We start from the raw sequence: 13,497 nt of genomic DNA, 5'->3' as shown, positions 1-13,497 counted from the left end.
AATATGAATATTTATATCGAAATATTACTAGTATTATTGGCATTTTTCTTTGTCGTATTTTTAATTGGGCAAGTTAAAAAGAATAATGGTTTAGTAGATATTGCTTGGGGACTGGGCTTTGTCATTGTTGGCGGTTATAGCTTTTTTGTAAGTGAATTTCAATCAGAACGTGCAGCAGTCGTTACAATTTTAGTGGCCTTATGGGGACTTCGTCTAGCGTACTATTTATTTCGTAGAAATTGGAGTAAAGATGAAGATTATAGATACGTGAATATGCGTAAACGTTGGGGTACGACTAAATCGAAGTACGTGAAGATGTTCTTGAATGTATATCTTCTTCAGCTTATCCTACTGTTTATCATTGCACAGCCCATCATAACGGTCAATAAATCCTCGGAAATGGGATTAGGCTGGTTAGATTATATTGGGATAGCAATATGGATTATTGGATACATTTTTGAAGTAGTAGGTGACAGTCAGCTTAAAGCGTTCATAAGCAAACCGGAGAATAAAGGCAGACTGATGAAATACGGATTGTGGAAATACACACGCCACCCAAATTACTTTGGTGAAGCAACGATGTGGTGGGGTATTTTCATTATCTCGCTATCCGTTCCAAATGGTTGGATCGGTTTTTATAGTCCGCTAATTATTACATTACTATTGCTCTTTGTATCGGGAGTTCCATTACTTGAGAAAAAATACAAAAAACATCCGGAATGGGCGGAGTATGAAAGAACAACTAGTAAATTTATCCCAATGTATTCCAAACGAATTTAAAGCTATTGACGGACTATTCTGGATGTACCTTTCTGTTCTCTGTTTTATACTTCAAATGTTATAATGAAATTTAAATGTTTAGAAGCAGAATTTAGAGAAGAGGATAGTTATGAATAAAACATCTATATATGGATTAACATTAGATCAATTAATAGAGTGGCTTCATGAACGTGGCCACAAAAAGTCTCGAGCGTTACAGGTTTGGAATTGGTTATATAGAAAGCGTGTTACGAATTTTGCAGATATGACAGATATACATGAAGAATGTATTCAATTATTGCAAGAACATTATACGATACAAACCCTTACGGAACATGTAAAGCAAGAAGCAGCCGATGGAACGATGAAGTTTTTGTTTAGGCTGCAAGATGGCAACTTGATCGAAACGGTTATGATGAGACACAAATATGGTATTTCCGTTTGTGTGACGACCCAAGTAGGCTGTAACATCGGCTGTAGCTTCTGTGCGAGTGGCTTACTTGCAAAGAGCCGCGATTTATCAAGCGGAGAAATCGTCGAACAAATTATGAATATTCAATTGCATCTAGACCAACTGGAGCAAAAAGATGAGGTTAGTCACATTGTCGTGATGGGAATTGGAGAGCCGTTTGATAACTTTACAAATCTGTTAGACTTCCTAAACGTCGTGATTGATCATAAAGGATTGGCAATAGCTGCTAGAAAGATAACTGTTTCTACGAGTGGTATTGTCAATAAAATTTATGAATTCACGGATACCAAAATTCCAGTAAATCTAGCTATATCCTTACATGCACCAAACAATGAGCTACGTACTAGAATTATGAAGATCAACCGTGCCATGCCAATTGAAAAGCTAATGGAATCTCTAAAATACTACTTATCAAAAAACAATCGAAGAATTACGATTGAATACATCCTACTGAAGGACGTAAATGATACGAAAGTAGTAGCTGAGGAGTTAGCCGATTTACTTCATGACATAAAAGATCAGTTATATGTCAACTTGATACCGTATAACCCTGTCGATGAACATAGCCAGTATCAAAGAAGCGAACAAGCATCTGTATTGTCGTTCTATGATACGCTGAAAAAAAGAGGCGTCAATTGCAAAATTCGTCAAGAACATGGAACAGACATCGATGCTGCGTGTGGTCAGTTGAGAAGTAAGCAAATGAAAAAGGAAAAAGTACGGTAATTAGCGTATTAACTTTTGATAGTATTAGCTAGGATATCACTTAATAAGCACTCAGTTGGATTTTCATCAAGCTGAGTGTTTTTTCTATGTTATTTAATTGGAAAAAGGAAAACTACATCTTTATTTGGCGAAAGATGGCATTTATTTTATGGACAGCAATTTTAATGTTACGATAATAGAATAATACTAATGTTGGGGGAGAGATTCTGTGTTTTTGGATAAGCTGAAGAAGGGTCTAAATGATAAGCAACCGCTTTTTATAGGAGAGGAAACGGCACTACGTTATGCCGTTTTAATACCCCTAGTACAAGTGGATGGCGAATGGCATGTGCTATTCGAGGTGCGCTCATTAACGATGAGAAAGCAACCAGGGGACATCAGTTTTCCAGGTGGTCGAATCGATCCAACAGACGCATCTCCAATGGAAGCGGCAATTCGAGAAACCCATGAAGAGTTAGGAGTCGATAGGGCATGCATCCAGGTCCTAGGACAGATGAGTGCATATATTGCCTCTCCATCATTTGTTGTCTACCCATTTGTGGCAACGATCGACCATCACGAAATCGAATCCTTTAACAAAGACGAGGTCGAAGCGGTATTCACGATCCCCGTTAACTGGCTTTTAAATCATGAGCCCTATATGCATACAGTTTCTGTACAGCCAATGCCCCCGATGGATTTCCCATACGACAAGATTTTCAACGGAGACAAATATCAATGGAGACCTCGTGCAATTGAGGAATGGTTTTACGAGTATGGGGAATATACAATTTGGGGTCTGACAGCTAGGGTATTGAAGCATTTTGTGGAGACGATAAAATAAACGGTTCCCTGTGTAGGACACTATTCTGAATAGTGTCCTACACAGGGAACATATAAAACACCGATTCCCAAAAGGAATCGGTGTTTTCGACACATCTATTCTTTGCTGATAAATCCAGCTTCTTGAAGGAATTCTTTAGCTACAAGTTCAACCATCTGTCCTTCATTGTCTACTTTAGCATTCATCTCTTGCATTGCTGTTTCATCAATTTTACCTGCTAATTCAAGGAGGACTTCGCCAATTTCAGGGTACTGTTCCAATACCTCTGTTCGAACGAGAGGAAGAGCATGATATGGTGGGAAATAACCTTTGTCATCTTCTAACACACGTAAATTATACATTTGTAGCTGACCATCCGTTGTATAAGAGTTAATAACGTCTACCTCTTTAGCATTGATGGAGCGATACATAATCCCGTGATCCATTCCCTTTACATCCTTGAACTGAAGATCGTATTCTTTTTGAAACCCTGGTAAACCATCAGGACGATCGATAAATTCAAAAACCGCGCCGAGTATAAAATCATCGGAAACTTTTGCGAAGTCACTAAATGTTGTTACTCCCAATGATTCAGCCTCTGCTTCATCAAGGGCTAATGTATACGTATTGTTAAATCCAAAAGATTCAAGAGCAGTAATATCATCAGCTAAAACTAACTCTTTTGTCTTTGCCAACGTTTCATCGGCATTACCGGTAGTTTCTTGATAATAGTTAATAACGATCGTACCAGTATAGTCTGGAATAACATCTATTTTTCCATTTAACATAGCAGTCCAAACGACATTAGATCCACCAAGGTTTTCTTTATAAGTTACATTAATACCTGTTTTTTCTTCTATTAATTGGCCCATAAGATTAGAGAGAATGATACTTTCCGTATTGTTTCTAGACCCTATTATTAAGGCATCCTCTTCTTTGAATATACAGCCTGATAGTGTAGTAACTAAAAGAAGTAGTGCTAAACATTTAATAAGAGTTTTTTTCGTCATATGATCACCTTATTTTAACCCTTCTGGCGTCGTCCAACGTTCTAGATAAGTAAAGAAAATTTCTAAAATTATCGCTAACAATGCCGCTGGAATAGCACCTAGTAAGATTAATCCGTCTATACCACGAGTAATCCCAAGGAAGATGAAATCTCCAAGACCACCAGCACCGATAAACGCTGCAAGTGTAGCAGTTCCGACATTAATAACAGCAGCAGTACGTACACCGGCCATAATCATTGGAATCGCAAGAGGAAGTTCTACTTTTATCAACACTTGAAGACTTGTCATACCCATACCCTTCGCAGCTTCTACTGTTGCTTTATTGACATCTTTAATACCGGTATATGTGTTTCTTATAATTGGAAGAAGAGAATACAGAAATAGAGCAGCAATTGCTGTATTTACACCAATACCGAAAATAGGAATCATAAAACCTAATAGTGCTAAACTCGGGATGGTTTGCATAATTCCCGCACCACCAAGTACTACTGTTGATAGCTTTGGAACACGTGTTATTAAAATTCCTAAACCAATTCCTAGGACAATTGCGATTAGCATAGAGAAGAAAACTAATTGTATATGAACAGAAGTTGCTTCTAGTACCTCTGTCCAGCGCATTTCTGCTTGTTGCATAAACTGTTCCCATATATTTAAATTATTCATTTATACCCTCCAATTCTGTCCACTGACTGGACAAAGCAGTGAGTAATGTCCCACGAGTCACTATTCCAACTACTTTTTTTGCTTCATTTAAGACAGGTATAACCCCGTATTTAACACTTGGCATCATCATAATTGCATCTTTTGCTGTCGCTGTTATGGTCAAGGTATGTTCAGGTACTATTAGGATTTCTTCGATTGACTGAATCGAATTCATTTTTTTTATTAATTCATAGGCAGAGATGAGCCCAATGAATGAATCATCCAGATCATTTTCAATAATTAAAGAAGTAATTTTTTGTTGACGCATCATTAATAATGCTTTTTCAGGAGAGAGATTAAGTAAAGAGGTAACAACTCTTGTTGTCATTACACTGACCACAGGCATCAGTTCTGGGTTTTGTATAATTCTATCCTTACCGATAAATTCCTCGACAAAGTTGGAAGCAGGTTCTTGTAATATTTTCTCTGGAGTATCTATTTGGAGTAAATTTCCGTCTTTCATAATCGCAATACGATCCCCAAGCTTTAACGCCTCATCCATATCATGTGTCACGAATACAATTGTTTTCTTTAGTTTTCTTTGCAAAGTTATTAATTGGTCTTGTAGCTGATCACGAGTTATAGGATCTAATGCACCAAACGGCTCATCCATGAGAAGGACACGAGGGTCAGATGCCAGTGCTCTTGCCACACCCACACGCTGTTGTTGTCCTCCCGAAAGTTCTTTGGGATAACGACTACCGTACACTTCAGGGTCAAGGTCAACCATTATGAGTAACTCTTTCACTCGAGCTTTAATCTTCTCTTTGTCCCAGCCTTTTAACTCTGGAACAATTGCAATATTTTTTTCGATTGTATAGTGTGGAAAAAGACCAATTTGTTGGATAACATATCCGATATTACGACGTAATTCTGAAGGGTTTAACTTCGTAATGTCCTTTCCATCAATAGATATAGTCCCGTTTGTGTGCGGAATCATTCGATTAATCATCTTCATTGTGGTTGATTTTCCAGAACCACTAGGTCCGATAAGAACTAAAAACTCACCTTCTGGGACTTCAAAACTCACTGAATCCACAGCTTTAAAGCCATCCGTATATACTTTGCTAACATGTTCGAATTTTATCATAAGTACCTCCTTGGTTAATAATTATTTAAATAGAAAATATTTACATTAATTTGGCGCACAAAAAAAGGACTACCTACAATTCCTTTGGGAAAGTGAGGTGTCTCTATGCCATTGCTAAGACATACAGCTAATGTTTCAAAATGTGACTTTATCAAAATGATAACTACCTTTGACGAGAGAAGTAAATAGCAATTGGTGCTGAACTTGTGATCAGCATAGAATGGTTTCACGTAGAGTGTGAATAGAAAAGTGATGGGAGAAAATCGTCTGGTTTTTTAGAATAAAATCATTTATATAAATATTTCCTTTATTAAGGGTAACACTATTTTCCTAGTTTTGCAAAGGTGCTTCCAATTAGTTACCAATTACGAAAGCAATTAGTTTTATAGAAAGTTAGATACTGTAGTAGGTAGTTCAGTTAAAGTCGTGTATTGCTTGCGATTCTAAGCGTAATTTCGGTAAGATGAAAATAAGTATAATTTCTATGTTACAGCTAGAGGAGGTTCAACGTTGAAAAGAACTGGTACAGTGCTGATGTTTATAGGAGCAGTGATGCTTGGTATTTTTATGTTTGCAGATTTAACAATGGATTTTAATTTATGGATTACAGGATTCTTACTTAGCATGGTCGTTGCAATTTCAGGAACAGTAATGTTAATCATATATTTGGCAAGAGGCACTAAAGCAGATAAAGCATCAAAAAACGATTTCGAATAGGAAATCGTTTTTTGATGTTCCCTGTGTAAGAAACAATTCTAAATTGTTTCTTACACAGGGAACAAAAAAAGGAGAGATACAATGGGGATAAAAGTGGGAATTATAGGATGTGGATCGATTACTAAATTGCGCCATGCACCAGAATATAAAGCAAATCCATTCGTGGACGAAATCGTTTTTTATGATCGAAATCCTGAGCGAGCAGAGGCATTAGCGGACATGTTTGGTGGAACAGTCGAACAGGATGTAGATAAATTATTAACAGATCCCATGATTCAAGTAATTAGTGATTGTTCTTCGAATGAATCTCATCATATATTTTCATCAAAAGCACTATTGAACGGGAAGCACGTTCTGTGTGAAAAACCAATCTCGCTTACGATTGAACATGCAAAAGAAATACTGGATGCCCAAAAGAAATCCGGGAAAAAGTTTATGGTAGATCACAATCAACGTTTTACTCGTGCGCATCAAAAGGCAAAAGAAATCATACAAAGTAAAGAGCTTGGTAAAGTGCTGACTTTCAGAACGACATTTGGACACTCAGGACCAGAACAATGGGGTATAAATAAATCTAACTCCACCTGGTTTTTTCAAAAGGAGCGTTCGGGCCTAGGTGTTGCTGGAGATTTAGGAATCCATAAGATAGATTTATTGCATTATTTGTTAGATGATGAAATGGAACAGGTAAGTGCCTTCCAGGGGGCACTAGACAAAGTGGATGAAAACAACGAACCGATAGAAGTATGCGATAACATTGTATGTAGTTTAAAAACGAAAAAAGGGCGTTTAGGAACTGCAGCATTTTCGTGGACATATTACGGAGAAGAAGATAATAGCACTATTATCTACTGTGAAAAAGGTATTGTGAAAATCTATCATAGTGATCAGCACCAATTAGAAGTGATTACGAAAGATGGAGAGAAGGTACAATACCAACTAGAGAATATCCAAACGAATAACAACCAAACAAACAGTGGGGTAATCGATGCCTTTATCTACAGCATCCGTATGGATCAGACTCCGCTTGTTACTGGAGAAGATGCACTTCTTGCTTTAAAAGTTATTTTAGGTATTATAGAAGCAACTGAAACAAATACAGTTGTGATGATATAAAGTACAAGGATGAAATTAAAAATTTTACAATAAACAAAGCCTTTTTCTGACTGAACAGAAAAAGGCTTTTTTAATATCATGACTTTCCTTCGATAGCTTTTCAGATCCACTACCCACTTTTGAAATAGGAATTTATACTAAAGAGGAGGAAGTAAATGCAGCATCTTTACTAAAAAGTGATGTTTAATTCTTGTCCGATGAATAAAATAGTTTTGTCTGCAGAACTTCTAATGCATGTTCAATATCATCTAAATCTTCTATTGAAGCATTTTCTATTCGCTTTAGAAAACGAGATTCTATAGTTGCAAAAGCTTCGTTCATCATGGCTTCTCCATCATTTGAAAGACGAATATATTGTTTTCGTCGATCTTCAGTATCATTTATCTTTTCAATTAAGTTCTTATTACTTAACTTACTGAGCTCACGACTCGTGTTTGGCATAGACATGTTTTGACAATCGTTAATTTCACTGGGAGTCACAGGTTGACTAACTGATATATATTCAAGAATATTATATTGGGTCTGCGAGATTGAATGTGACTTTGCGTTTTTTGTCAATTCCTGTGTAACTCGATGAACAGAAGATGTAAATGATACTAATTTATAAAAAAGAGCATTTTTGTCCATTTTCCTCACCTCTTATAGACAAGGTAACAAAGATATTGTCAAAAAACAATTATCATTTGATAATTAAAATTACACATGCTATTATTTAGTTATCAAATGATAATAAAGAGGTGCGTTATGAAGTTGCTGCTAATTTACACATATCCAAACCACAATAGCTTAAACTATACTTTTTTACAAAATGTAATTAGGGGAAGTAACGAAAACCCCAAGGTAAAGGACTTACAAGTTTTAGATTTATATGAAGAAAAATTTAATCCACTTCTAGTATTCAATGAACAAAAGCGTAGACGTGATATGCATACTGATCCTAGTCTTGAAAAATATAGGGAACAATTTATGTGGGCTGACCAGATTGTTTTTATCTATCCGATTTGGTGGGGAAGACCACCCGCAATGCTATTGGGATATGTAGATCAATTATTTTCTTCTAATTTTGCCTATAAAGATAAGAAAGGACTTTTCCCGGAAGGACTATTGAAAGGGAAGTCCGTGGTATGTGTGTCTACCATGAAGGGGCCAACTAACTATCCATTTCTTTGGTTAAACAATGCCCACAAAATTCTAATGAAAAGAGCCTTATTTAATTTTGTGGGTATCAAGAAAGTTAAGTTCTTTGAGTTTGGAAATATGGAAAGTCCAAAGGGAAATCAAAAGAAAAAGCTAGAAAAAGTCTATAATTATTTTAAAAAGATAGAGCACTAAGAAACCAAATCCTTTTTTAACCGAGAAAGTCTAAAGAAGTTAAAGGAGATTAGAACACTCTAATCTCCTTTAACATCTACCATAAACCACATTCATCACATTTTTCGGAAGCTACTCCAATTAAAAACTTCACTTACATCCGCAATTGTCAGTTACTCTACCATCTTGGGCTAGTGCTGAAACTGGAAAGTTCATTGCTTGCCATGCTGCAATACCCCGGTCAACTCTTTAACTTGATAATCCTTTTCTAATAAGACCTTCGCTACTTTGGCAGCGGTATTGCACCAGACATCCTAGTAATATTAAGCGATCAAGTAATTCTTGTTCTGGTATTCTATTCGCATCTTTAATGATCAAGCTTCTTACATGAACAGGACCGTTTTTTTCAACGATTAAATTTATCCATTTTAAATTTCACCTCCAGTTTTAGAGAAGTTTAAGTGTGAAAAAACTTAGTTATACTATAGGAAATTATAGTAAGTATCGAAGCTAATAATTTCGAAAAAATTATCATGGATTTTTTAGAACAGGAGATAATAGATGTGAAAGAATTCAAAGTTACGTACTTTTTTGATGAAGATCATTATATTAGAAGGTTCATCTATGCCGAGTCCCAAGAAAAAGTGGAAGAACTAATTCAAAATGAGCGGGATGGATATATTTCATTTACAGATAGCAGAGAGATATATCATGAACTAAATACGAGGAGAGTTCGAGTGACTCAAATAGCGGAATATCACCGAATAGATAAAACGAAAAAAGCATCAGGGATTGATAAAATCTGATGCTTTTATTGGGAATTGGTTCAGGAGCTTAGTAATATGGTGGTTTAGAACAAACAGTAGGAAACCTTAAAAGGACAAGACGTATGAGTGTATCTTATCTTTTCACTTCATAATGCAGCTCAGCAAATTGGTTAAAAGAATTAATACTTTTTAGAGTAAGTTCCGTCTCAAAATCCACTTCTTTAAACAAAGGAATTCCTTTTCCAATTAGCACTGGGGACACTGTAATAATCATTTCATCCACTAATTTATCGTTAATGAATGAGTGGATTAAATCTCCACCGCCCATTACCCAAATATTTTTTCCTTCTTTATTTTTTAATTGATTCGTAAAGTCGACTACATTTTCACTAAAGAATTTGACGTTCTCATTATCCTTACTAACGGTTCTAGAGAAAACATAGCATTCCTTACCTTTATAAGGGAAGCTTTCTGATTCTTGTTCGAGAAGCCAGTCGTATGTGCGTCTACCCATTATTACAGTATCTACTGTGTCATAGAATTCAGAATATCCATTATCACCTTCACCTTCCACATTAAATAACCACTCTAAAGAGTCATCCTCTGTTGCAATATACCCGTCTAAGCTTGTGGCTATGAACAATACAATTTTTCTTTTATTAATCATAATAAACTCCTTTAGTTAGATTTCTAGAGAGACCAGGATCAAACAGGTCGAAGATAAGAGAATTCTGGTCATGGCTCTTTTATAAAAGAAATATAAAGGTACCCTGTGTAAGATACAACTCAGAAACAATTCCAAGTAGTGTTGAAGTTGTGTGTTACACAGGGAGCATATTTTAGTCCCATCATACAATACTTTCTGGAAATTATCCTTTTAAACTTGTCGCTTCAAATTTTTCATCCCATAAAAGGGTGATTTTTTATGGAAGAAATAATCGAATCATTAAGTTTTAAAAGAAAAATGTTAGAAGTGAATTTTTTTTAGGGAAAAGAAATATTAAGAAGAAAAATAGGAAGGTGAATGTTTCAACCTTTTCCAATTTTATATGAAAATTAAGTGGTGAAACTGTTGAAAGTCTGCCAAACCTCTTGTTTAGCAAGTGGAGGATAAGTGGATATAAAGTTCACAATGATTAAGGGATTATTTAGATCTGGGTATAGGTAGAATAAAAACCTGTCACCATATCGAATAGCTGTTAAAGCAAGTGGTAGTTCGCGTCGGAAAACTTCCTCCCGTTTTGTTGCTGTGGTTAAGTCGTACTCTCCTTGATCGATATATAGAAATACATTGAAATATAAACAATTTTCATGTGTTACCCATTCACCTAATACTTCATCTCTCATTTTAGGATTGACTTTATCCCACGCAAACTGGGTTCCAATTGTTAAGAATAGTTCTCCAGTGAAATCAGAATGAGTTAGTGTGTATTTTCTAGAAATAATCGGCTCCGTAGCGGTGACACAATCCCTGTATTCAACAGAAAGTTTTTCTGAATTGAACTTACTCATGCCATTAACCCCAATCGTTTATTTATATGTATATGCTACTTTTTTGTTTGAGATCGGTACCAAGTCATGAATGTTCAGAATCATCTAGGAATTTTCATCACACTAAACAAGGAAGGCTAATGAGTTTTTTATTGTATGATGCAATTATTGTTGGAATGTGAACCCTTCATTGAACAGAGTGTCATATATGAACAAATTAATGGACATAAAAACAAAGTGGAGTTTTAGGAAGCAATATAAAACCAATTAAACTTTGCATCTCCATCATGTTCAAGCTTGATTGGCTGAAAATCCAGTTCCAATTGAACAGTTTTTTTTACTTTGTTCTCTAGTTGTAAAAAAGTCCAATTAAATAGTTAAATATTGTGACATAGAATAAGTTGGAAACATTTATCCTTTTACTTATTCATCCTCCACCTCTATCAAATAAATCCCTTTTTCAAATCCACCGCGTTTTTCTTTCTTAGCAATTCGAATTTTCTCCAAATTCTCATAAGTTGCTTCATGTATTGGAAGAGCAGCATGAATTAATTCCAATATGTCTGCTAGTTCCTCTAATGCATCCTGGTGGTTCATCGTTTCTTGGAATTCCTGTACTTCTTCATATAGTTTTTTCTTTATAAAGGTACCCTGTGTAAGATACAACTCAGAAACAATTCCAAGTAGTGTTGAAGTTGTGTGTTACACAGGGAGCATATTTTAGTCCCATCATACAATACTTTCTGGAAATTATCCTTTTAAACTTGTCTCTTTAAATTTTCATCCTACATGATAGGTAAAGATTAACTGGACAGCTATAAGCTTACGTAAAAAGGTGATTTTTTTATGGAAGAAATAGTTGAATCATTAAGTTTTAAAGGGAAAATGTTAGAAATGACTTTTTTAGGGAAAAGAAATACTAAGAAGAAAAATAGGAAGGTGAATGTGATGAAAAAAGAGTCTAATCATAATAAGGATACCTCTAATCCAAAAGATATAACTGTGGAGCAAGGAAAGCCTAATGAGTTAAGTGACCAACAGAAAGAAGAACTTCAAGTGAAAGATGGCCAAAATGATCCTCATGTGGATGAACGTGGCGGAAATTAATAGGAAGCAATAAAACACTTTTTGTTAGGTACAGACAATACCTAATATGAAAAGTGTTTTTTCTATGGGGGGCAAGACTCAGTTATCCAGTTGAAGTGAAAATGAATGCAATAGAAAACCAGGAGAGTGGCTAGCGCTCTCCTGGTTATAAAAGTGTCCTATATTTCATCAATCTTGAACACAAAACGATTTTCTACTTGGAACTCTCCATCCTGAAAAGTTCGCTCTACAAACGTAACGTGATTTTCTTTATCGATTAATAAAACGGTGGATGAACGAGGGCCATAGTTAGGAATCTTAATAAACATAGGAGACAACAATCTCTCCATCTCTAAACCACCTCCGGTTTCAGGTAGTTCCAAATCATCCGCCATGGTTTGATCTGAGATGATATCAAATAGTGAATCTACAGCTACTTCAACAGGACAGGATTGAACATACTCACTTAATCTCTTCTTGCCCTTAGCAACCTTAGGCCAAGGAGTATTCAATGTATGAAAGCAGCTCTTACAGCTGCTTTCTTTTCAATTCATCTAGAGTTTTTCCGTTTTTATTTTTCCAATCTACCCAACCATTAGAGGGACTTTGGTTTATGAAACTAGAAGCTGCAGATGGTGAATTAAATGGATAATCTTTTAAAAATATTATTCTATTCTCGTCTTCTTTACCTAAGACTCCATCATCCAAGAGGTTTTGAATTTTTTCGTTGTGTTTATCTAACTTTGATTCAAAACCAGGAGAAGAATGGCTGGCCATTTTCGAGCCTTTATATACTATAAAACCGTCTTCCGTCCATTTACCAAAAGCTGCAGAATCACGACGTGAACAGTAGAATAATTCTTCATCATTATCTTGTGTTGTACTACTACCATCTGACTTACTTCGATAACTTTCAAAGAGTGGATACCCAAGTGTTCCTAGTAAGAGAGTGATGGTTTCGAATACATCCAAAAGGTCTTCTTTTCTCCATTCTGGAATAAATGGATTTGTTGGTATGGTTTGATTTATAGCGTAACGACCTGCTTCCACCGCTTCATTGTAAGCTAAATGTTCTAAAAACTTCACGTCCGCTTTAGTGAACTGATTTTGATTATTGTTAGTCACTACAAGTACTGCGACATCCCAAAAGTCTTTGCCAACATTATGTTGCTTTAATCTTTCATATCCAACTTCAGCCTCTCCTATATATGCCTCAGTTCTAGAAACTTCTTCATTGTCCCCAAATAAAAAGTAAAGGGCTACGTTCTGTACTTCAGGTCTCTCTTTTATCGTTTTTAATAAACTACGGGGAATTAAAATCGCTTGTACAGTCCTATTAGTTACTTCAACAAATTTAACTCCACCAGGATTTCCATCAGGAAGAAAAATTTGAATAGTTTTACCTCTGTTTGTTTTCATTGCATTTCCTCCAGGTCTCACCAAAAATA

17 protein-coding genes are annotated in these 13,497 nt (G+C 35.7%); 8 read left to right on the top strand and 9 right to left on the bottom strand.

All coding sequences use genetic code 11. The features are described 5' to 3' along the window. Positions 1 to 3 precede the first annotated feature (3 nt). The 3 genes from MKX53_RS15745 to MKX53_RS15735 all read left to right on the top strand — a co-directional run bounded on the left by MKX53_RS15745 (position 4) and on the right by MKX53_RS15735 (position 2,780). Entirely contained in the window at positions 4 to 780 is a 777-nt protein-coding gene (locus tag MKX53_RS15745) for a DUF1295 domain-containing protein (protein ID WP_340912482.1), read from the top strand. Between the two features lie 109 nt (positions 781 to 889). Continuing rightward, a complete protein-coding gene (gene rlmN, locus MKX53_RS15740) occupies positions 890 to 1,957 on the top strand; it encodes a 23S rRNA (adenine(2503)-C(2))-methyltransferase RlmN (RefSeq protein WP_340912480.1) in 1,068 nt (355 codons plus the stop codon). 208 nt (positions 1,958 to 2,165) lie between these two features. After that, a complete protein-coding gene (locus tag MKX53_RS15735; RefSeq protein WP_340912478.1) occupies positions 2,166 to 2,780 on the top strand; it encodes an NUDIX hydrolase in 615 nt (204 codons plus the stop codon). 95 nt (positions 2,781 to 2,875) lie between these two features. Here MKX53_RS15735 and MKX53_RS15730 read toward each other — a convergent pair whose 3' ends face one another. Genes MKX53_RS15730 through MKX53_RS15720 form a run of 3 tightly spaced genes read right to left on the bottom strand, consistent with a single transcriptional unit; the run spans position 2,876 to position 5,561 of the window. Continuing rightward, entirely contained in the window at positions 2,876 to 3,769 is an 894-nt protein-coding gene (locus MKX53_RS15730; protein WP_340912474.1) for a glycine betaine ABC transporter substrate-binding protein, read from the bottom strand. A 9-nt stretch (positions 3,770 to 3,778) separates the two neighbouring features. Further along, the gene (locus tag MKX53_RS15725; protein WP_340763615.1) at positions 3,779 to 4,432 is read right to left on the bottom strand and encodes an ABC transporter permease; all 654 of its coding nucleotides are present in this window, start codon (positions 4,430 to 4,432) and stop codon (positions 3,779 to 3,781) included. Next, the gene (locus tag MKX53_RS15720) at positions 4,425 to 5,561 is read right to left on the bottom strand and encodes a betaine/proline/choline family ABC transporter ATP-binding protein (protein WP_340763614.1); all 1,137 of its coding nucleotides are present in this window, start codon (positions 5,559 to 5,561) and stop codon (positions 4,425 to 4,427) included. The genes MKX53_RS15725 and MKX53_RS15720 overlap by 8 nt, the downstream gene beginning before the upstream one ends. 510 nt (positions 5,562 to 6,071) lie before the next feature. Here MKX53_RS15720 and MKX53_RS15715 point away from each other — a divergent pair. After that, positions 6,072 to 6,278, top strand: coding sequence for a hypothetical protein (locus tag MKX53_RS15715; protein ID WP_340912470.1), 207 nt, complete (start codon positions 6,072 to 6,074; stop codon positions 6,276 to 6,278). Between the two features lie 81 nt (positions 6,279 to 6,359). Then, the gene (locus MKX53_RS15710) at positions 6,360 to 7,394 is read left to right on the top strand and encodes a Gfo/Idh/MocA family protein (protein WP_340912467.1); all 1,035 of its coding nucleotides are present in this window, start codon (positions 6,360 to 6,362) and stop codon (positions 7,392 to 7,394) included. A gap of 183 nt (positions 7,395 to 7,577) precedes the next feature. On the opposite strand, the gene MKX53_RS15705 is transcribed toward MKX53_RS15710, so the two are convergent. After that, positions 7,578 to 8,021: a MarR family winged helix-turn-helix transcriptional regulator gene (locus MKX53_RS15705; protein ID WP_093538243.1), complete on the bottom strand. Its 444-nt coding sequence runs from the start codon at positions 8,019 to 8,021 to the stop codon at positions 7,578 to 7,580. Positions 8,022 to 8,138: 117 nt separating this feature from the next. Between MKX53_RS15705 and MKX53_RS15700 the strand changes: the two genes are divergently transcribed. Then, positions 8,139 to 8,726 (top strand): NAD(P)H-dependent oxidoreductase, encoded by a 588-nt coding sequence (locus MKX53_RS15700; protein ID WP_340912464.1) that lies wholly within the window; start codon positions 8,139 to 8,141, stop codon positions 8,724 to 8,726. A gap of 542 nt (positions 8,727 to 9,268) precedes the next feature. Then, on the top strand, positions 9,269 to 9,511 hold the full coding sequence (locus tag MKX53_RS15695) for a hypothetical protein (RefSeq protein ID WP_093538349.1): 243 nt from the start codon (positions 9,269 to 9,271) through the stop codon (positions 9,509 to 9,511). A 94-nt stretch (positions 9,512 to 9,605) separates the two neighbouring features. On the opposite strand, the gene MKX53_RS15690 is transcribed toward MKX53_RS15695, so the two are convergent. From MKX53_RS15690 to MKX53_RS15680, 3 genes are all read right to left on the bottom strand, one after another. Beyond that, positions 9,606 to 10,139, bottom strand: a complete 534-nt coding sequence (locus tag MKX53_RS15690; protein WP_340912462.1) for a dihydrofolate reductase family protein — start codon at positions 10,137 to 10,139, stop codon at positions 9,606 to 9,608. A 389-nt stretch (positions 10,140 to 10,528) separates the two neighbouring features. Beyond that, positions 10,529 to 10,984 carry a staygreen family protein gene (locus MKX53_RS15685; RefSeq protein WP_340912458.1) on the bottom strand — a complete coding sequence of 152 codons (456 nt, stop codon included), beginning with the start codon at positions 10,982 to 10,984 and terminating at the stop codon, positions 10,529 to 10,531. 402 nt (positions 10,985 to 11,386) lie between these two features. Beyond that, positions 11,387 to 11,629 (bottom strand): nucleoside triphosphate pyrophosphohydrolase, encoded by a 243-nt coding sequence (locus MKX53_RS15680; RefSeq protein WP_340912455.1) that lies wholly within the window; start codon positions 11,627 to 11,629, stop codon positions 11,387 to 11,389. Between the two features lie 180 nt (positions 11,630 to 11,809). Here MKX53_RS15680 and MKX53_RS15675 point away from each other — a divergent pair, with 180 nt between their 5' ends. Then, entirely contained in the window at positions 11,810 to 12,070 is a 261-nt protein-coding gene (locus MKX53_RS15675; RefSeq protein ID WP_340912452.1) for a hypothetical protein, read from the top strand. Between the two features lie 158 nt (positions 12,071 to 12,228). On the opposite strand, the gene MKX53_RS15670 is transcribed toward MKX53_RS15675, so the two are convergent. After that, positions 12,229 to 12,561 carry an NRDE family protein gene (locus MKX53_RS15670; RefSeq protein ID WP_340912449.1) on the bottom strand — a complete coding sequence of 111 codons (333 nt, stop codon included), beginning with the start codon at positions 12,559 to 12,561 and terminating at the stop codon, positions 12,229 to 12,231. Between the two features lie 16 nt (positions 12,562 to 12,577). Beyond that, positions 12,578 to 13,468, bottom strand: a complete 891-nt coding sequence (locus MKX53_RS15665) for a GIY-YIG nuclease family protein (protein ID WP_340912447.1) — start codon at positions 13,466 to 13,468, stop codon at positions 12,578 to 12,580. Positions 13,469 to 13,497 lie beyond the last annotated feature (29 nt).

The sequence above is a fragment of the Psychrobacillus sp. FSL K6-4615 genome (assembly GCF_038008225.1).
Lineage (GTDB): Bacteria > Bacillota > Bacilli > Bacillales_A > Planococcaceae > Psychrobacillus > Psychrobacillus psychrotolerans.
The sequence above is the reverse complement of the archived record's forward strand: the minus strand, read 5'-3'. Positions and strand labels throughout refer to the sequence as shown.

Bases quoted from the DNA above. Each gene is read 5' to 3' on its own strand.
- MKX53_RS15710 (WP_340912467.1), top strand. From the start codon at position 6,360: ATGGGGATAAAAGTGGGAATTATAGGATGTGGATCGATTACTAAATTG.
- MKX53_RS15720 (WP_340763614.1), bottom strand. From the start codon at position 5,561: ATGATAAAATTCGAACATGTTAGCAAAGTATATACGGATGGCTTTAAA.
- MKX53_RS15745 (WP_340912482.1), top strand. From the start codon at position 4: ATGAATATTTATATCGAAATATTACTAGTATTATTGGCATTTTTCTTT.
- MKX53_RS15705 (WP_093538243.1), bottom strand. From the start codon at position 8,021: ATGGACAAAAATGCTCTTTTTTATAAATTAGTATCATTTACATCTTCT.
- MKX53_RS15675 (WP_340912452.1), top strand. From the start codon at position 11,810: ATGGAAGAAATAGTTGAATCATTAAGTTTTAAAGGGAAAATGTTAGAA.
- MKX53_RS15690 (WP_340912462.1), bottom strand. From the start codon at position 10,139: ATGATTAATAAAAGAAAAATTGTATTGTTCATAGCCACAAGCTTAGAC.
- MKX53_RS15665 (WP_340912447.1), bottom strand. From the start codon at position 13,468: ATGAAAACAAACAGAGGTAAAACTATTCAAATTTTTCTTCCTGATGGA.
- MKX53_RS15700 (WP_340912464.1), top strand. From the start codon at position 8,139: ATGAAGTTGCTGCTAATTTACACATATCCAAACCACAATAGCTTAAAC.
- rlmN (WP_340912480.1), top strand. From the start codon at position 890: ATGAATAAAACATCTATATATGGATTAACATTAGATCAATTAATAGAG.
- MKX53_RS15685 (WP_340912458.1), bottom strand. From the start codon at position 10,984: ATGAGTAAGTTCAATTCAGAAAAACTTTCTGTTGAATACAGGGATTGT.
- MKX53_RS15730 (WP_340912474.1), bottom strand. From the start codon at position 3,769: ATGACGAAAAAAACTCTTATTAAATGTTTAGCACTACTTCTTTTAGTT.
- MKX53_RS15725 (WP_340763615.1), bottom strand. From the start codon at position 4,432: ATGAATAATTTAAATATATGGGAACAGTTTATGCAACAAGCAGAAATG.